Genomic DNA, 19304 nt, shown 5'->3' on the forward strand with positions numbered 1-19304 from the left:
CGGTTCCTAGCAATCGCCAGGTAACGGAACACGTGACGACGAGCGTCAAAAATAACGCGTGCCAGGGACATCTACACCTGCATGGTCAGGTACGGGGATGCCGGGTCCGGATCAACGGCGCGAACCGTGCCCGGGCGGGACACCTGGCGGTGGCCGAAAATGTGCCATCGAGTGTGATGCCCTCTTCTCCGGTGCGGTTTGGATCAGGACCCTTGCACCCACCATCGAAATTGGGGGGCGACGCCGTGGGGCTGGGCACGGACTTCGAACGCGCCGAGGAGAGCGCTGAAGGCTCTGACGATGACCGTTCAAAGAGTCTCCGGGCGGGATCGCAATCCCCGAAGCGACTTCGCATCACCCTACGCAAAGAACCCACCATGCCGCTGCCTGGGATGGCGCCGGAACGGCGCGAATCCGAGGGCGTGGCACCACGTCCCACGGAACAAGCGGGCGGGACCTTGCCCACCGACATCTCCGACGTGACGCGCTGGCTCTGCGCGGCTTCCTATCTGCGCAACGACCATACCGAGGCGCTGGCAAACCTGATCTCCGTGTACGCAGCCGCCGTCCCACGTGTTGCGTGGATTCTGCTCACCAGGCGTGACCGTAAAAAGCGAGCACGGGCCTTGAGGGCAGCCATCCAGGATCTCCGCCCGGTGGACACTCAGTGGCCCGTCTTCCTCGGCCACGACTACGTCCGCTGGGTGCGTCGTCGTATCGGCCCGGGGCACCCGGTCCCGCCGCACGGCTTCCACCTCACGCCGGTCCTGCAGAGTGCCGCGACAGCCGAAATCCTCACCATTCTGAGAAGAGTTCTGCTTCTGGCGGCATTCGCCGTAGCAACGGTTGCAGGCTTGGCGACGGGTTACGCCTTGGTCCTGCCCGTTCTCGTCGGCGGAGCCTGGGCGGCCTGCTACGTGGACCGCCTCTACGCCTACGTCGGATTTCGCCGGGCTCGCTGGGCCGCCCGGCGGCCGGCACGTGACAGGCGCTGGTGGATAGGCCTTCGGCGCCGCCGCGTCCTGCGCCGTGAACCGCCCGAGCGCGATGGCCTGGTGGTCCCGTACACGCTGCGGATGCGGGGTGGCGACCAGCCCATGCACCATCTCGTGGGCGGTGGAACGTTGTGGTCCGAGGTCGTCATCGGCATTGACGTCACGTCGGCTGCAACGCAGGAGTCGTTGAAGGACGAGACGGAGGAGGAGAAACTCGTACGCCAGGCGTTCCGAAGCGTCGACGAGATCCTGCACAGCACGCAGGGCCGAGGTGTCATCGCCTTCACTCCGGACGAACTCCACCGCCACGTCGCCACTGAACTGGGGAAGCTGATCGATCACCGTCCTACCCATCATCCGGAGAACAGGCTGGACGTCTTCGACGTCGCCGCGGTCTCCGCGGAACGGTGGGGCGACATCTCCGAGGCCGAATGGGACTCCCTGCTCACTCTCGCCCGGTTGGGCACCGGCGCGGACGGTGCCAGCTCGGCGACGAAGGAAGCCCGGAGACTGCTGTGCACCCGGATCGTGTCCTGGGACGGGGAGCTCGTCGCCGCGCTGTACATCAGCTTCGCGTACGAACACCATTTCTTGCGCATCATCATCCGCTCGCAGGTCATAAATCCGATACATCCCACCCTGCGTACCGGTGTAAAGGCCGCGGAGCGAGGCGGGGCCAAGTGGCATGCACGCACAGCATTCAACGCCCTGCTGGACGTCTTCGTACTGCTCAACCGATTGCGCGCGCCGCTGAGCGCGCGACGCCCACCGACGGACCCTGGCCGCGGCCCTGTGAGCCTGCGCGAGGTCTACTCCTCACACTTCATGGACGACATGCTCCAGTACGACGACGCGCGCAGACACGTGGACTGGATGCAGCGCTGCGTCTTCCGCGCCGCCCTTGGTTTCCTCAAGGAACACAACGTCGACATCAGCGCGTTCCTGCAGCAGGCCACATACATCCTGCAGAACGACGGCGTCATCAACTCAGGCGTCATGGGTGACGTCCAGAACCAGCCCGGTGCCCGCAATTCGGCAGCCACGATGACCAGGACGCCCCCTTCCGGAGGAGACGACTCGTGACGATCTTCAACCGCCGCGGCGAGCAGGACCCGACACCTCAGTTCTCCAACTCCGGCGTGATCAACACCGGTTCGGCGAGCAACATCCAGAACCAGCCGGGAGCTGTCGGCTCCCACCAGAGCCAGGTGAACGTCACGTCGGACGCGGCGGTCTCGGCCCGGTGGACGCAGACCCTCGCGGATCTCGACGCGGCACTCGCCCGCGAACGGGACCGGGTCACCGACCCCGAGCGCTGCCGGGTCCTGCTCGGCTTGGTTCGAGACCAGCAACTCACGGACGAGGGAGGTCGTCTCGTGGCGCGCACGATGCTCGGCCAGCTCTCGGCGCTGTGCGGGGGTGCCCCGGGGGTCGCCTCGCTGATCACTTCGGCCCTTTCGGTGCTGGACACGGCCATCGGCTGATGACTGGGTGGGGCGTCGGGCGGTGGCCGTCATCCGTCGGTCCGACCACCGGTTGCCGTCGCCCTGCACATCTCTGACGGGGCGCCCACCGCTCAGACCCACTCGGAGAGGTCCTCGAGGAAGTGGTCGTATGAGCGGTTGGAGCCCTTTGGGGCTGTGAGTAGCCCGTGGTCCAGGGCCGCTCGGGCGATCAACGGTCCGTCGCTCTCCCGGAACGCCGGGGTGCCGAGCCCGTGCTTGAGCTTGTCCTTCGGCTTTTCGATTCGCCCCGTGTCGCGACCACGCAACGTAGTAGGGACTTCCCATCGGGGCCGCACAAGCGCAAACGCTTCAGGGAAGAGCAGGAGCCATGCCTCGGACTCCCACGCGGCGAGGGCGAAGACAGACTCGAACGAGCCGCTTTGGCGTGCAAGTTCGGCTGCGACGGTCTTGCGTACCGCGTCGTATCGGTTGTTCGTGAATCCGTCCAGATCCTCGTGGACGACTATGCCGTGCAGCGTCGTCCGTTGCTGGAGGGCCTTGGCACGAGCCTTCCCGACGAGGACCTTCACAGCGGCGGAGAGGTCGGCGCCGGACTTCTTCCTCAGGCGCACGGGATCGTTGATTCGGACGAGCTTCGCGGCGTCGGTGAGATCGGGCCGGTGGGCGCGTATCAGGGCAGCGAGGATCTCGCAGTCGTTCTGGTCCTCCCCGGCGAGGACGATCACACCACGCTGCGAAGCCAGCGCTCTGCCATTGCCGCCCCGCCCCCTCGCGCTCAAAGCTCACCCCCGGTGAGGTCGCCCCCGAGCACGCCGGAGAACCACAGCTCACCGAGAGGTTGGTCGCCCGACTCCTCGACGATCTGCTCGACCTCATCAACTGACAGGGCGGGGATGATCGACGCCCCGTATTCGTCACGGTCGCAGACGACGAACTCTTCGGGGCGGAGCCGGTTCACGAGTGCGGGTGAGTGCGTGGCGACGATGAACTGGGTCCGCTCCGACGCCTCCCGGAGCCGCTGGACGACGAGTTCCAGTGCTTGCGGGTGCAGGCCGTGATCGATCTCCTCGATACAGGTGAACGCCGGCGGGTTGGGGTCGTAGAGGAGCGCGAGCAGGCCCAGCAGCCTGACCGTTCCGTACGAGGCGTCGGCGAGCGGGGTGAGGCGTCGCAGGCCGTGTTCGCGCAGCACCACGGTCAGCTGGTCGGTGGAGCCGCCGGCCTCTTCGAACTCGATGTTCTCCAGTTGGGGCAGCACGGTGCGGGCGTCCGCGACGAGGCTCTCCCAGACGTCGTCCTGGGCGCTGAGGTGGATGAGGAAAGCGGCCAGGTTCTCGGCGTGGGGTGAAAGGGTGACGAAGTCCGACCCACGCAGGCGCGTCGGCAGCCTTGCCGCAGCGACATCGACGTCGAACACCCGGAAGGTGGAGAGCCGGTCGGCGACCCGGGTGACTTCGTCGCCGCCATCCGAGGGCCCCAGCCGGGGCAGTGTGGACAGGCCACTGCTCAGCCGCCGGATGCCAAAACTGCCGCTGTCCTTCTCCTTGCCTGCGCGTCTGTCGACCACCCGAGCCTGCTCACCGGAGATCGTGATGCGTCGTCCGCGCCCCTGGGTCCGCTTGAATTGGAAGCTCTCCTCCCGGGAGAGGCTGTACGCGTCCCGATTTCCGCCCCGGTGGGACGGTAGCGACCGGCGCCGGATGGTGAGGCTGTATTCGTCCGGGGCATTGCGGGTGGCATTGCTGGTCCAGGTGGCCTTGAGCTGGATCCGCATGGACGTCGGCGGCTTGGAACCACCCCAGAACGCGACCTCATCGAACCCGCCGCGTGTGTCCAGCGCGGGCTGGAGATCAGTGCGGATGATGTCGGCGAGGAAGTCGAAGACTTTCAGCACGTTGGACTTGCCGACTCCATTCGGTCCGACCAGCACGGTTAGAGGGCCGAGGGGGACGGTGACGTCGCGAAGACTGCGGAAGTTCTCGACGTGCAGTTCGAGGAGGCGGCCGGGCATGGGATGAACCTATCGGGTGAGCGATTGCGGCGAAGGTCAGTGTGCGAAGAGGGCTGCCGCCACTGCTGCCCGTTCTGCTCGGGCATCGCCCGGGGAGCCGATGAGAAAGGAGACCGTTGTGGCTAGGAGTTGCATGCGGAGCAGCGTAGACCGAATCACTGACATCGCGTTTCCTGAGCATGGGATGAGCGGGCTGAATCATTCTCCGTGGTGCCTTGTTCCTTGTCCGGCAGAATCGATCAGCGTGTCCGCGGCGGCGGTTGCTGGGTCGCCCACTCCACGGACGCGCTCCGACGGGAGAGCTCGGCGTTCACCACTGCCCATACGGTCTTGCCGGGGCCGGGGAGGCGGTCGGTGACGCCCCAGTCGTCGGCCAGGGCGGCTACGAGGAGGAGGCCGCGGCCGGACTCGGACTCGGCGTCGGGGTGCGTGTGGTGTGCGAGGGCCGGCCGGCGCTCTGTGCGGGTGTCGGAGACCTCGAGGCGCAGGCGCTTGCCGTCCGGCTCGGCGGTGAGGCGGACGTGGAAATCCCTGCCAGGTACGCGCCCGTGCCGTACGGCGTTGGAACAGAGCTCTGCGGCGATGAGCGACAGCGTCTCGTTGACCGTGCCGTCGTAGGAGTGGCCCCAGGAGTCCAGGCAGCGGGAGACGAGGAGCCGGGCGAGCCGCGCACCGCGGGGTGTGGAGGTGAAGGCCATCGCGAATTCGGGGTCTGAGGCTGAGACTTGGGCTTGGCTTCGGGGGTTGTGCATGGGGTCAGCGTTGTGCTTGGGAGTGGCCCGTCACTAGGGGGGTGGCTTGTACGGACGCACTTTGTACGGGCTGGTGGGCGGGGGTACGCGGTGTGGGGGAAGCGGGACCGAGGGCAGGGACAGGTACGCCTTGTGTCCGTATCGTGGACTGAGAGTAACGGTCGGCTGGGTGTACAGCGCGGATCTGTACGCGGGGTTCTGGACGTGTGGGGGAGTGGTCACCGTTGACGGGCCAGGGTGAGAGCGAGGCGGGGTTCCTTCGGTGCTTCGGGCAGCAGTTGCGGTTGCTGCGGACGGTCAAGGGGTTGACGCGGGCGGAGTTGGGAGCGCGGCTCGGGTACGGGGAGGACATGGTCGCGTCGGTGGAACTGGGGCGGCGGATTCCCAAGCCGGAGTTCATCGAGCGGGCGGACGAAGTGCTGGGCGCCGGTGGTCTGCTTACGGTGATGAAGGAGGAGGTCGCCAAGGCGCGGTATCCGGAGTTCTTCCGGGATGCGGCGAAGTTGGAGGCGGAGGCGGTTGAGCTGCATGTGTATGCGAATCAGGCCGTTCCGGGGTTGTTGCAGACGGAGGAGTATGCGCGGGCGGTGTTCGGGGTGCTGAGGCCGCCGCTGGACGACGTGGTCGTGGACGAGCGGGTCGCCGCGCGGATGGTGCGACAGGAGATCCTTCACCGCAAGCCGCCGCCGTTGATGAGCTTCGTCGTCGACGAGTCCGTGCTGCATCGCCCTCTCGGCGGACGTGACGTCCTGCGCGGGCAGCTGGAGCAGATCCTGCTGGTAAGCGGAATGCGGTACGTCGAGATCCAGGTCATGCCCCTGGAGCGTGAGGAGAACGCCGGAATGGCCGGTCCGTTCACCTTGATCGAGACGAAGGGAGGGCGCAGGATCGCGTACGTGGAGGTGCAGAACGTCAGCCGCGTCCACAGTGAGCGGGAGCCGGTCCGGGCGCTGGAAGCCAAGTACGGCACACTTCGTGCCCAGGCGCTGACGCCTCGCGAATCCCTCGCGCACGTCGAGAAGTTGTTGGGAGAACTGTGAACATTGACAACGGAATGCCTGAGACCAGCGAGTTGCGTTGGTCCAAGAGCAGCCATAGCAGTGAGGAAGGCGGGGAGTGCGTCGAGGTCGCCATTGCTGCCGCTGCCGTCCACGTGCGGGACTCGAAGCGTGGGGCACAGGGTGGGCCGGTGCTGACGGTTGGGCCCGCTGCGTGGACAGCGTTGCTTGGGACGATACGGGCCTGAGACCTCCGTAGACCAGCCCGTATGTGTTCCTACCTGCTGATTCTCGGCGAGAGAGAAGCCGTCGCGTGGGTGCTGCGCGAGCGACGAATGGCGTTTCCGCCGGGTCGGCGGGCCGAAGTGGCGCGTTTGGAACCAGGCGACGAGCTGCTGATCTATACGACGCGGGGTTGCTGGCACAACCCGGGGCGGGACCGGGGCCGAGTCATCGGCCGGGCTCGGGTCGCCTCGCCGGTGAATGTGCTTGAGGTGCCGATTGAGATTGCCGGGCGGGAGTTCACCTCAGGATGCGATCTCGACGTGCAGACACTTACCCGCATCTCTCCCGGCGTTGAACTCGCCCTGCAGGCAGAGCAGTCGGACGTTTCCGAGTGCCGGGCTGGAGTATTCGGCTAAGGCGCCTGCTGCCGGAGCTGAGTACGCGGGACTCGACGGTGGTACGAGAGCAACTAGCCGGTATGGAGCGTCCGGCGGACGAGGTTGTGGGGGAGTACGTGGCTTCGATCAAGCCCGTACAGGTGCAACGACGTGACGGGCATGCGGCGCCAAGCTGAGTCGCGACTGTAGGAACGCCCTGGTCCGCTGACCATGAGGTCAGGCGGAGCAAGGCGTTCTGCGTCTGTGCCGCGGCGCCTTTCCCCAGGGAGAGACGGCCGCCGCGACGAGGACAGACACGTCAGGCCGCGGTGTTCCCCGGTGGGGTCCAGCGGCCGACGGCGATTTCCTTATCAAGGCGGGCCTGGAAGTGGGCGTGGGCGGCGCTCATTTCGGCTTCGCGGTCGGCCTTGTAGAAGGGGGCGGTGTAGCCCGTGGGAGCCGCCACTTCGGTGGCGTTGGCCAGGTGGTCGAGGAGTTTTGTGTGGTCTTCCTTGGTCTGGCCGCTGCCGTAAGCGTTGAAGTTCGCTGCGATGCGGCGGCCCGCTGCGTCGAACCACATTTGGCTCTCATAGTCCACCAGTTGCGGGAAGCGCGACTGATAGAGCGTGATGAGTTCATCAGCGCTGATGCCTAGCCAGACCGCGACCAGCGCGTCGAGCTCGACTAGTGCTGCTCGGCGTTCGTACTCGGTGCGGAGCGGGGTTTCGGCAGTCCACGTGGCAGTGAGCTGACTGGAGAGCGGCGAGAGTCGAGGCCATGGGGTGGCCCAGTCCTCATAGCCGGGCCACGTCATGCGATAGAGCTCCGCCCAGAGAGGGGAGTATGCCGCTGTGAGGCAGTTCAAACGGAGAGTTCGAAGGAGCAGAGCGTCGGCGAGTGGGTGATCGGCGGTCGGTGCAGGGAAGGCAAGCGCGTCTGAGACATCGAAGTTTCCTCGTCCATTGATCCTGAGCGCGTAGTCCATGGGCAGGCTGGACCAGAAGCCCGATGTGAGAACCGTCAATTGATTGTTTTGGCAGGCCATGCTCCGGATACCGTCGATGTGGGATGGTCCTGGTGGAATGACGGTGACAAATAGGCTACGTTCCGTAGAAGCGGGAATCATCTTTCGCCAGGCCGTGCGAAAATATTCCGTGAACGGTCGGCCATTCCACTTGTCTTGTGCCGCGACGAATTCTTCTGTGCTACATGCCCGCCTGTAGTCGGTCGTCGGAACTGTGTCGGCGGGCAAGCCAACAAGAGGCGTAGGCTTGTCGACGTGTGACGTATTGGGAGGTTGTTTGGCGATCGGGGTTGCAATCGAGATCTGAGGGCCGCGTAGCACCACCTCGTCCCACTTGGCTGGCGATGAAGTATCCCAGCGGATGAGGCCGGAGTCTTTAGCGCCCTTCTCGTCGAATCCTCTGCTGATCCATGGGGACCGCTCGCCCAGGCGGTTTGGCGCTTGGGCCAGGGCGCTGATGGCATTCTGCTCGGCCGTCGTTACTGGGTAGAGAAGTTTCGTGTGCTCCACAGCTGTCCCAGTCTCGCCGGAGAGCAGGTGCCACTGGCGCAGGGTTTCCAAGGTGACCGGAACCAGGCGCGCTCGGTGAGGGCGTAGGTCCCAGTTGCCTTCGTGCTTGATTCCGGGCAGAGGGCCGTCGCCGCCGTTCAGAACGGATTCGAGAAGAGTACCTGGATCGAAGAGCCAACTGGCGTGTGTGAATTCAATCGGCTGCTTGCCTCCGTAAATGTGGACACCGAATTGCTTGTTCCAGTCCACCTCGGCGAACAGCAATCGGCGATTTTGGAAGTGTCCATGGATTCGTAGATGCCGATATGTGGCAGCACGCAGCCGGCCTTCCTTAGTCCCTGCGAAGTGGGTGTCCGGATGGATGAGGCCGATAGTTCCTGCAGATTTATTGGCGTTCCATGTGTGACACATGAAAGCTCGATAGAGATCAGGCTGGGTGCCGGTGACCAGTGGGTACGTTGTAGGGCTGCCTAGCATGGCCACCATGCCGACGTTTGCAGCCAACTCGAAGAGGAAGTAGTTCGGCTTAACGAGCAACTCACTCTTGCGCAGGCGCCACTCAGGAGTGCTGGGCTTATCTACCAGCTTGAACCACGGATCCAGTTCCGCCAGGACGAGGTCTTCTTCCCACCGCGGCCGCACCCACGGCGGATTCCCCACCTGCAAGTCATACCCGCCCCAGGCAAACACCTGCCCGAACTCGAGCTCCCAGTGGAAGAACCCCTGACGGTCAGCCACATCCCCCGCGACCGCCGCCCACGGATACCGCGACTCCAGCCAGTGCGACCGGTCCATGCCCATCCATTCGGGCAGCTCGTCCTCGTACCGCTCCAGTTGCTCCAGCGTGTCGAACTGGGCCACCAGCGAGTCCGCCGGCACGTCGTGGGTGCCCAGCAGGGATTCCGCGAAGTCCAGCCAGTCGTCCAGCGACGACAGGGCAATCACGGGGCGTCGCTCGCCGCGGATCGCCTCCTTGCGGCGGCCTCCGCGGACGCCCTTCGACGCGACCTCGACAACCTTGACCTCGCCGAAGAGATCCTCGGATTCGTAGGTCTCGTACGTGTCGGTCGACGCGCGCGCCTCCTGGGCGCCCGACCTCGTCAGCTCCGCCGAGCGCGAGGCCAGTTCCGCCGCCCGCGCGTAACGCTCATGCGATCCATCCAGCAGCGCCGCTTCCTGAACCGGCCAGAACCACAGCGCGCACCAAGCATCCATCAGCGTTTTCAGGCGCCAGTACGGCGTGTCGACCGCCTCCAGGTCCGCCTTGACCTTCTCCCTCGGGACCGCGACCTCCGGCGCGCGCAGCCAGCCGTCCTCCGCGCCCCACACGTCGATCCGCCGCGAGATCTCCCGCTCCGAGATCTCCAACCGTCGCACCACCAGGCCCCACAGGTACTCGGCTCGCCGGGCCAGGCCCTGGAGCCGCTTGGTCTGCGTGGTGCTCGGGGACTTCGTGATCGCCTTGCGCCAGGCCGCCAGCGCCTTCGACTCCTCCGGAGCCAGTGCCTTGGCCTCCTTCTCGGCGGCCACCGCGCCCCACTCCTTCGCCGGGAGGAGGAAGTGGTGCACAGCGCCCTCGGGCAGTGCGGCACCCGCCATCGCCTCCGACAGCGGGAAGCGCTCCGGCGTAGTCCCAAGCCAGCCGCCCTTCTTCAGCCGCTCAGCCCCGTACACCTCCCGCCGACCGCCGATCAGCGAGTTACCCCGCCGCAGGTGCAGCCCGAACCACGGGGCCTCCATGCCCGGGTGCATGGTGTTCAGCCACAGCGAGACCTCCGCCAGCTCGACCGCCGTGTTGTTGAGGTCCACGCCGTACGAGTTGTGCAGGGCGATGTACGCCTTGGTCTGCTGCAGCTCGACCGCGTACTTCTCCGTGTCGATCGCGACGCCGAGCTCGTCCTGGCGGCGCCGCAGGTACTCAGCCGCGACCTGGTTGATCGCCTCGTTGAGGAACGCGCCCGAGCCGAGCGCCGGCTCACAGATCTTCCACTCCAGGAGCTCGCGCGCCGAGGTCACTGAGCCGTCCTGGTCCAGGCGGTGCTGCAGGGCGAGCTGGACCGTCACGCGGGTCAGCGACTCCGGCGTGTAGAACGAGGCAGACGTCTGCCGATCACGCCCCGACAGGCGGTACACGAACGCACCCGGCGCGTACCGCACTCGCCGTTCCTCGCCCGTGTCCTCGTCCTTGACCCGTACGAACACGTCGTCGGGGTACTCGTCGGCCTTCGTCGCCGGGACGAGCCACGAGCCGTCCTTCGAGTCGCCGTTCTTCGCGACCTCGTACAGCTCCTCGCCCGCGACGAAGCCCGAGTAGGACATCAGGCCCTCGTAGACCGCGCCGAGTTGGTTGATGCCGAGCTGGGCGTACGAGATGAAGCCGCCGCGCTCCCGCTTCTTGCCGCGCGTCAGCATCAGCAGGCGCAGGACCCGGTACAGCGTGGCGTTGCGCAAGCGCGTGTCGATGAAGCGCTCCTCGCCCGTTTCGTCCACGTCGACGCGCGGGTCGCGGATCGCGCGCTCGCCGATCAGCCGGATCGACTCCGGCTCGAACAGCTTGGAGTGCAGCGGCTCGAAGCGCAGGCCAAGGTCCTCAGAGGTCTTCTCGCCGATGACCTCCGCGTCCGCGCCGTGCGTGCGGCGCGGGCGGTAGCCCTCCTGGACCTTGCCGAACAGCAGGTCCAGGGACTGGTACAGGTAGAACCCCTTGCGGGACTTCTCGTCGACCAGGTCCCGCTCGGCGATCAGCTCGCCGAGGCGGCCCAGGCCGTAGCCCATCTGGTACTCGGGGTAGTCCGAGGGCAGGATGCCCAGCTCGGGGCGGGCCTCCGCGTACAGCAGGAACAGGATGCGGTAGAGGTAGCGCAGCGACTCGCGGGTCAACTGGCGCCCCAGCTCGGGGAGTTCCTTCACTTCCTCGGGCCGGACCCCGGCCTCCCGCAGACGGTCCAGGACCTCGTTGGCGATCAGTTCGACGCTCAGCCGCAGACCGTCCCGCAGTTCGCTGGAGACGCCCACCGCGTGCTTGGTCGACTTGTCGACCAGCTCGGCGAGGGGGTTCTCGCCGCCCTCCTCCGGCGTCCGCAGCGAGTCCGCTCCGAACAGGGCGGCCACCGTGTCGAGTTCGCCACCCACCTTCGTGTCGTTGCGCTCCAGAGCCATGTCCAGGGACACCGCCAGATAGCGGCCCTCACCCCAGGCGGCCCGGTCGGCGAGGACGACGACACCGCCGACCAGCAGCAGGACATAGCGTGGGGCGTCCTCGCTCGCGAAGAGGAAGGACGCCAGCTTGGAGCCCGTACGGATCGTGTGCTGGCCGTCCAGGCGCAGCTCGTCCAGGAGCCGGCCCGCGCCGTCCGGGTCCAGCGCGTCGTCGGGCTCCGCCGACCAACCGCAGTCCAGCGCGACCAGGCCCTTCTCGGCGTGCGCGACTGTCACCTCGTACGCCTGGTCGGCACGCACAACGGTGATCGTGCGCGGCTTCGCATCGAAGCCGAGGGCGCGCAGGACCTGCGCGTTGAGCGCCCGGACCCGCTCGCGCCACTCGGGTGCGTCGTACGTCGCGGCGGCGTCGCCCGTCGCGGCGCGCTCCTCGTCCATGGTGAAGTAGGAGCGCGCCGCGAAGTACGGGCGGCGCAGCGCCCGCAGGCCCGCGCGCGGGGTGACCGGCAGCGCGCCCTCGGGCCGCTCGGTGTCGGCGGCGTCCTCCTCGCGCTGCTTCCACTGGGCGAGCAGGCCGGACTTGAGGTCCTTGGGGAGGACCTCGGCGAGGTAGTGCGCGGAGAAGTAGTCGCCGCGGTTGACCAGGGAGTCGTACGTCATCGTCGTGAACCTCTGAGGCGTTCGGTCAGGCGGCGTGGGCGGGGGCGAGGACGGCGAGCACGCGCAGCATGGGGCGGCCGGTCGTCAGCAGGGAGTCGGCGAGCGAGGCGAGGCGCTCGCGGGTGCCGGACGAGGAGCCGCCGCCCGTCAAGGTGGGCTGCTCCCACGACCCGAGGCGGGCCTTGTACTCGTCGATCGGGGCCCTCAGCGGCTCGTCCCACGCCTCGCGGTGGCGCTCCAGGAACGCCTCGGCCGCGTCCAGGACGGCGGGGATCGCCTCGGCGAGGCGGTCTGTGGTGTGGGCGATGCCGGGGTTCGCCATCGTGGGGCCGACGCCGGCCCGCTGCAGTATCGCCACCATGTCGTCGTCGACCGCTCCGTCCGCGGTGACGGCCATCCACTTGACGACCGTCGGGCGGCCGAGCGCGTTGGAGTAGATGCCCTGGACGAGGTAGGTGGGACGGGGCACGTCGGCCGTCAGCACCGGTGCCTCCTGGCGGTCCAGGCGCACGAGGACCTTGTCGGTGAGCCACTCCAGCACCGGGTGCAGATCGGTCAGCAGAGAGATCTCCGGCCAGCTGGAGGTGGCGGAGGCGCGGGCGCGCTGGAGGCTGTGGTCGGCCAGGCGCCGGTTGAAGGTCACCAGCAGGCGCTCGCGCAGACGCTGCTCACGGACGTACTCCGGGGGCAGCGCCTTGAGTCGGTGGACCAGATCGGACGGCGGGACGAACGACAGCAGGCCCGACTCGGAATCCGCGGACAGGTCCAGCCGGTCGTGGGCGTCCGGGTACACCTCGCGCAGCGCCTCGTCGAGGAACTCGCGGGTCGAGGCGAACAGACGGGGCACGTCCGCCTTCCGGATCGAGCCGGAGCCGTCCTCCGCGTTCTCGTCCTCGGGCTCGTCGCCGACGGCGCCGAAGAAGTCGGCGAGGAAGTCGTCCATCGCGTCGTCGCCGTCAGCGTCGGAAGGGTGGCGTGCGTCCAGCGACTCGTCCACGGTGCGGCCGCGCAGCAGGTCCTGGATGAGGGACTTCTCCTCCGCCTCAGCCCGGTACAGGCCCGACACCGCCTCCGCCGTGCCCAGCGACCGGTGGGCCTCGGCCTCACGGTCCAGGAGCCGTTCGGCGACCAGGGTGTCGTCCTTGGCGTCCTCGACGGAACTGGCGAGGATCAGCGCGCGGAACTGCGGCTCGTGCGGCTGCCCGTAGCGGTCGATACGGCCGTTGCGCTGCTCGATGCGGATCAGCGACCACGGCACGTCGTAGTGGATGAGCTGGTGGCACTGCCGGTGCAGGTTGACGCCCTCGGAGGCGACGTCGCCGGTGAACAGCATGCGCACGGGCGTGTCCGCGAGGCCGAAGTCCTCCACGCACTGCATCTGCTGCTCGTCCGAGAGGCCGCCGTGCATGACGCGGGCCGCCTCCTGGGCCGCCTTGCCCTTGAAGCCGAGAGCCTCCGGTACGGTCCTGGCCAGCCATTCCAGAGTCTGCACGCGCTCTGAGAAGACCACGACCCTGGTGTCGGACTTCGGGCCGATCCCGATCTCCCTCAACTGCTCCAGCAGCGCCTGAAACTTGCCCGAGTCCTCCTCGGACATCCCTGAAGCGAGCTCCCGTAGCCGCTGCAGGGCCGCCCGCTCGGCGGCCGTCGACTCCGGGGCGTTCTTCTTCTCCAGCGTCTTGATACGCGTCTTGACCGTGGACTTCAGCGCCTCATGCGAGGAGAGGAAGGACTTCAGCAACGTGTACGGGAACAGAGGCACGTCGCTGACAGACTTGGAGCCGTCCGCCGGCAGCCAGGTCTGGGCCAGTTCCTCGAAGATCTTCTCCTCGGCGGGCGTGGCCTCGATCCGGATCGAGCGGGACGGGCCGCGGCTCGCCCACTGGCCCTTCATCTGGTCCCGCACCTCGGGACTGACCTTCGTACGCCGGATGAAGAGGTGCTCGATGTCCTCGGCGCGATAGTGCTCCGGGTTGCGGATCGCCGCCGGGTCGAGCAGCGAGATCAGCTCGGCGAACGAGCGGGCGTCACCGTTGTGCGGGGTCGCGGAGGCCAGGATGAGGGCGTCCGTGTGCGGGGCGAGCGTGTGGGCCAGCTGGTTGCGCAGGGAGCCCTTGTTGATGAGGTTGTGCGACTCGTCGATGACGACGGCGTCCCAGGTGATGCGCTCCAGATGGTGTTTGTACTGGTCGGTGTTCTTGAGCGTGTCGATGGAGACGATGACGCGCTTGAAGTACGTGAACGGGTTGCGGCCCGCCGGGATCTCGCGCTGGATGCGCTCGATACCCACCGAGTCGAGTCGCACGAGCGGGATCGCGAACCGCGTCCACAGCTCGTGCTGGAACTGCTCCAGGACGTGCTGCGGCGTGACCACCAGGATGCGTTCGCCACGGCCGCGACGGATCAGCTCCGCGAGGGTCAGGCCGATTTCGAGGGTCTTGCCGAGGCCGACGACGTCCGCGATCAGCAGGCGGGGGCGGAGATTGCGGCCCGAGAGAGCGAGTTGGGCTGGGCGCTGCTGGTAGGGGAGTGGGTCCAGGAGGAAGGAGTCCGCGAGGGCCAGGCCGCGCTCGGCCTGGGGGAGCGGGGTCTTGCGGAGGACCGCTTCCAGGAACAGGCGGGAGCGGCGGAAGTTGGGCGAGTCGTCGCGCACCAGCCGCGTCTGCCGGGGATCGAGCAGCTCGATCCGGTCCAGCGCGGTGAAGAACACCGCCTCCTGGTCACGTACGAAGTCGGAGGCGCCGACCGCCTCGATGCGGGCACCGTCGTGCTCGGTCCGCGTCGCGTTGCGCACCAGCCACACCTCGTCGCGTACGAGGATCTGCGCGCCCGGCGGGAACTGGGCGTCCTCGCCGCTCGTCGCGGGCGCGGTGGTCAAGTCGGCGGTCACGCGGGTGCCTCCTGGGCGGTCACGTCAGCGGGCTGGGTGCGTCGGTTCTCGGTCGCCGGTGGTGTCACCGTCGAGCCGTTGGGCGGCGCGGGTCAAGGGGGTTGCTGTGGCTTGAGCCGTAGGTCGGGCTCACTTGTCAGAAAGGGGCCAGGGCCGCGTACGCGGTGCGGAGTTGCTCGGCGGTCTTGCGGGCCTGCACGGAGTGGCGCAGCGTGCGTGTCGGTTCCTTGGGCCGCCGGGAGGCCTTCGGTGGGCGGCCTGGCGTCGGCTGCTCACGCTGCACGCCTTCGGAGGGGGAGGCCTGGGAGGGGAGCGCCGGCTCGGGAGCGTCGCGAACCGTCGGCGCTGTGGGGCCGGGCGTGTCCACCATGGTGGGCTCGGGCACCTGGGGGCTGGGCGGGAGCGGCGGTGCGTCCTGGGCGTCCTGGGCGGGCTGGGCGGTCACCGTACGCAGGTCTTCGAAGGCGACAGTAGGTGCGGCAGTGGACCTCGGCGAGGTGTCCGCAGTCGCGGCCTCGTGCTGTTGTCCTGCGGTGTGCGCGGTGAGGCGCCTACGTGCCTGGGCGATCTTCATGCCCTGGGCCTCGACGACCGCGCGGCACTGCTGCACCACATCGGTCAGCGAGGGCCGGTCCTCGGCGTTCTGGGCGAGCATGCCGGTCAGGAGAGGCACCAGTTCGCTGGGTGCACCGGACAGATCCGGCGCCGTACCAGGGTCGGTGACCAGGTGGAACACCATGTACGGGGTCGCCGCCTCGTGCGGATAGTGGCCTGTTGCGGCAAAGAGCAGCACTGCACCCAGCGCGTACACGTCGACGGCCGCCGTCAGCGGCTTCACACCGGCGGCCTGCTCGGGAGCCATGCAGATCGGAGTGCCGACCACCTGGTTGGGGGCCGTGAGTGAGACATGCGACTCGGTGAAGGCGACCAGACCGAAGTCGATGATCATCGGGCCGTTCGGCCCGAGCAGGAGGTTGGCCGGCTTGAGGTCGCGGTGGAGCAGGCCCTGTGTGTGCACGGCTGACAGTGCCTCGGCGAGGACCGCGCCGAGCGCCGCGGTGAGGACGGAAGGGAGCGGGCCGTGTGACTTCACGTGCCGGGCGAGGTCGGGTCCATCCACGTGCTCGGTGGCCAGCCACGGTTGTTCCGCCTCGGCATCGGCTCCCAGGAACGCCGCGATGCGCGGACCCCAGATGGTCTTGAGCACCTCGATCTCCTGCGCGAACCGCTGCCGGGACTCGGAGTCCACGACGGACGGCTTGATCACCTTCACCGCGGCAGGCTCGCCGCCGGGCGACTCTCCCAGGAAGACCTGGCCCATGCCTCCCTGGCCGATCCGACCGAGGAGCTCGAAATCGCCCAGCGAGACGGGGTCCTCGGGGCTCAGGGGCGTGATCTGCACGTATGTCCTCGAATGTCGGTCTCTTGGCAGGCGCCTGATCAGCGGCGATGTGCGCCTGAAGACACGGTAGTGGATGCGACTCGGGCTTTGGATGGGGATTGTGGGATGGAGATATCAACCCCTTGGGGTGAAGAACCTGTGGAGGAGTGTCGGTCGGGTGTGGGCCGACCGGCCCTTGCGCCCTGCCCTACAGGCGGCCTCCCACCTCGTCTGTCGGTGATCGCGGAGAGCCAGGCCGTGTCCTCCGGGCCCGGCTCATCAGGGCCGGCCTCGGGGAGTCGGCGCACCTCGCCCGTGCGCAGAGCGTCCGTGGCCCGCGGCCGCATCGGCCCGTCGCCCCTGCGCGACAGCAGAACGAGCTCCCAGACCGTCGCTGTCATGGCGTCGAGCCGGGCGGCACAATGCGCGGTGACTCGGTCACGGCGACTCCGAGTCGATGTCGGGCGCGAGTAGCGCTCCCGCCGTTAGGCCTGTCGTGAGGATGTCCGCCGTCTCCAGTGCGAGGTCCGCGGCTCGGCGCGCAGCCGTGCGCAGCTCGTGGACGCGGCGGAAGGCCTCGCCGTACCGGCGCTGCTCCTCCAGCGGCAGCAGCGGAATGCGCAGGCGCCCTGGTTGGACATGGACGGTGGTGCTGCCGGTGGACGCTCCGGCGATGTTGTCCTCCGTGCCCAGGAAACCCGTGAGGAACCACGGGTCCAGCCGCGTCGGGTCGGGGCGGAGAAGGAAGACCGTGCGGCCCAGCAGCGCGCCTGCATCCTGTTCGTCGGCCATGCGTGCCATGGGGCCGCTGCCGCCGGCGAGCAGGCGGACGAGCACGTCGCCCGGCTCTATCACGGGCGAGGTCTCCGCCTGGAGGTCGTCGAGGCCGCCCGAGGCGGGTTCGCCGCGCGCGATGTCGGCGCCAGTGAGCACCGGACGGCCGGCGTTCTCTGCCCGCCACTGTTCGGCCTTGTGTCCCTCCCTCGCCGTTTGCGGGGCCGCGCGCAGGATCTCCAGCGCGCCGCCGCGGGCCAGGTCCGAGACCGTGGCCGTACGCCACTGCCGCGCGGAGTCACCGATCGGCTTCCACGCGCCGTGGCGCGCGGCTTCGCTGAGCGCGTCGACGTGGTCTGCGAGGAGCTTTCGGTGGTCCTCGGCGCGTCGTGCCACCTCCGCCGGTTCGACGGTGGCCGGTGTGGCGCGGACCTGGCGGGTGGGCGTGAGATCCACCAGGTCGTCGAGGAGATCGATCACCGCGACGGCGCGTGCCACACCCGGCTCGTCGGTGAAGGATGCCGGGTCGGCGCAGAATGCCGTCCAATGGCTCAGCACGGTGTCGGACAACGTGTCCCAGTCGAGGGAGTCGCGGCGCTGACGCGGGCGCGGCGCGCTGAGCCGTGTCCCTGTCGGTGAGTCCGGCACGCCCTCTCGCAGGCCCCCGCTCACGTCCGTGAACAGTACGGAGGTGCGATCCGCACCGCCCGGCTCGGGGCGCTGCAGCACCCAGATCTGGAGTCCGATGTGCAGGGGCGCGGCCGCGCCAGCCGGCAGACCCACGACCGCCCGCAGGGCCCCGCTGCGGACCAGCTCAGAGCGCACGCGGCGTCCGGAGGCGCGCGAGGCGGTTGCCGGAGGCAGGAGCAGAGCGGCGTAGCCGCCTGGTGCGAGGTGTGCCAACGCATGCTGGACCCAGGCTAGTTCGGACTCCGCGCGCGGCGGCACGCCGTACGCCCACCGGGGGTCGTACGCCAACTCGTCGTGCCCCCAGTCGCGGTCGCCGTACGGCGGATTGCACAGCACTCCGTCGACCGTGACGTCCGGGAACGCGTCCGCGCGCAGGCTGTCCCCGGCTCGTACGGCCACCTGCGCGTCGGGAGCAGACAGCAGTAGCTGCACGGCGCTGCGCTGAGCCTGCACGGGCACGGAGTCCTGGCCGTACAGCTCACGCGCGCCATGGCGGGCGGCGGTGGTCAGCAGCGTGCCGCTGCCGCACGCCGGATCGAGGACCGCGCCTCGCAGCGCCGGTAGGAGGCGCGCCATGAGATCGGCCAGTTCGGCGGGGGTCTGGTAGGTGCCACTGGCGGCGCTGTCCTCCAGCTCATGCTCGGCCAGCACGTCGAGAGCGGCCTGTGCCCCCTGGTCCCGAACGCAGCGGACCAACGCGCGCAATGCCGACGCGTCGTCCGGACCGAATCGGATGGCATCAGCCTCTGGAACGGCATCGGCGAGATCTGCCGTGGCGACGCCCGCCCTCGCGGCGATCTCCTCGTCGGGCAGGTCCGCCAGGGCGGACAGTCCGTCGGCCGAGTGCCGGGAAGCGGCGAGCACCACAGGGAGCAGGCGTGCGGCGGCACCCGAGCCCGCGCCGTGCAGGCGCAGCACGGTTCGCAGCTCTTCGGCGGGCGTGGCGGCGGAGGTCTGGCCACGTCCCTCGAGCCAGACGCGCACCGCCTCCAGGTCGTACAGCGGGCTGCTTTCAGTGCCGCCGGACGGGACCGGGAAGTCGCTGTGCCGCCGTCGCCAGTTGCTGACGGTGGCGCGCGTGACGCCCGCGATGCGCGAGATCTCCGCCGCTGTCACCTGCGCTGATGGCTGGGGCATGGGAAGGTTCCTGGCCCTTTCTGGAGGGGACTGGTAGCACCCTACACCGCTGCCCTCATCTGACAGCGTGATTGACAGTGCTTTCACGTCCATGCTTATCTACTCGTGCTTCCGAACGGCGGCTGTGCTGGAGGGGGGCACAGCGCCGTGGGCGCTTGCCGTTTCGGGCACAACCTCGCCGGTCAGCTCGAATTGCCACTCTTCAGAGCCTCTTGTACCGATTTTCCTTCCAGGCCCCACCGTCGCAGCAACGGC

Annotated in this window: 12 protein-coding genes; 5 read left to right on the forward strand and 7 right to left on the reverse strand. The window is 68.1% G+C overall.

Annotation, left to right across the window (positions count from 1 at the left end):
* The first annotated feature begins 32 nt into the window (after positions 1–32).
* Together ABT009_RS30640 and ABT009_RS30645 are read left to right on the forward strand one after the other, a co-directional pair.
* Positions 33–2078 carry an AbeC-like domain-containing protein gene (locus ABT009_RS30640; protein ID WP_351302077.1) on the forward strand — a complete coding sequence of 682 codons (2046 nt, stop codon included), beginning with the start codon at positions 33–35 and terminating at the stop codon, positions 2076–2078.
* A complete protein-coding gene (locus ABT009_RS30645) occupies positions 2075–2479 on the forward strand; it encodes a hypothetical protein (protein WP_351302080.1) in 405 nt (134 codons plus the stop codon). Before ABT009_RS30640 ends, ABT009_RS30645 begins: the two co-directional genes overlap by 4 nt.
* A gap of 92 nt (positions 2480–2571) precedes the next feature.
* Here ABT009_RS30645 and ABT009_RS30650 read toward each other — a convergent pair whose 3' ends face one another.
* The 3 genes from ABT009_RS30650 to ABT009_RS30660 form a co-directional block, all read right to left on the reverse strand.
* Entirely contained in the window at positions 2572–3186 is a 615-nt protein-coding gene (locus tag ABT009_RS30650; RefSeq protein WP_351302083.1) for a hypothetical protein, read from the reverse strand.
* Positions 3187–3236: 50 nt separating this feature from the next.
* Positions 3237–4472: an AAA family ATPase gene (locus tag ABT009_RS30655; RefSeq protein ID WP_351302085.1), complete on the reverse strand. Its 1236-nt coding sequence runs from the start codon at positions 4470–4472 to the stop codon at positions 3237–3239.
* Between the two features lie 239 nt (positions 4473–4711).
* The gene (locus tag ABT009_RS30660) at positions 4712–5170 is read right to left on the reverse strand and encodes an ATP-binding protein (protein WP_351302088.1); all 459 of its coding nucleotides are present in this window, start codon (positions 5168–5170) and stop codon (positions 4712–4714) included.
* A gap of 278 nt (positions 5171–5448) precedes the next feature.
* Between ABT009_RS30660 and ABT009_RS30665 the strand changes: the two genes are divergently transcribed.
* Genes ABT009_RS30665 through ABT009_RS30675 form a run of 3 tightly spaced genes read left to right on the forward strand, consistent with a single transcriptional unit; the run spans position 5449 to position 6863 of the window.
* A complete protein-coding gene (locus ABT009_RS30665) occupies positions 5449–6264 on the forward strand; it encodes a helix-turn-helix domain-containing protein (RefSeq protein WP_351302091.1) in 816 nt (271 codons plus the stop codon).
* 14 nt (positions 6265–6278) lie between these two features.
* Positions 6279–6470: a DUF397 domain-containing protein gene (locus tag ABT009_RS30670; RefSeq protein ID WP_351302118.1), complete on the forward strand. Its 192-nt coding sequence runs from the start codon at positions 6279–6281 to the stop codon at positions 6468–6470.
* A 21-nt stretch (positions 6471–6491) separates the two neighbouring features.
* On the forward strand, positions 6492–6863 hold the full coding sequence (locus ABT009_RS30675; RefSeq protein WP_351302094.1) for a hypothetical protein: 372 nt from the start codon (positions 6492–6494) through the stop codon (positions 6861–6863).
* Between the two features lie 280 nt (positions 6864–7143).
* Here ABT009_RS30675 and ABT009_RS30680 read toward each other — a convergent pair whose 3' ends face one another.
* The 4 genes from ABT009_RS30680 to ABT009_RS30695 form a co-directional block, all read right to left on the reverse strand.
* Complete coding sequence (locus ABT009_RS30680) at positions 7144–12177, reverse strand: class I SAM-dependent DNA methyltransferase (protein ID WP_351302097.1); 5034 nt, start codon at positions 12175–12177, stop codon at positions 7144–7146.
* A gap of 25 nt (positions 12178–12202) precedes the next feature.
* The gene (locus ABT009_RS30685) at positions 12203–15067 is read right to left on the reverse strand and encodes an SNF2-related protein (protein WP_351302100.1); all 2865 of its coding nucleotides are present in this window, start codon (positions 15065–15067) and stop codon (positions 12203–12205) included.
* A 136-nt stretch (positions 15068–15203) separates the two neighbouring features.
* Entirely contained in the window at positions 15204–16469 is a 1266-nt protein-coding gene (locus ABT009_RS30690; RefSeq protein WP_351302103.1) for a serine/threonine-protein kinase, read from the reverse strand.
* A gap of 417 nt (positions 16470–16886) precedes the next feature.
* Positions 16887–19049 carry an N-6 DNA methylase gene (locus ABT009_RS30695; protein ID WP_351302106.1) on the reverse strand — a complete coding sequence of 721 codons (2163 nt, stop codon included), beginning with the start codon at positions 19047–19049 and terminating at the stop codon, positions 16887–16889.
* Positions 19050–19304 lie beyond the last annotated feature (255 nt).

The sequence above is a fragment of the Streptomyces sp. NPDC002896 genome, from assembly GCF_040295225.1.
Classification (GTDB): Bacteria; Actinomycetota; Actinomycetes; order Streptomycetales; family Streptomycetaceae; genus Streptomyces.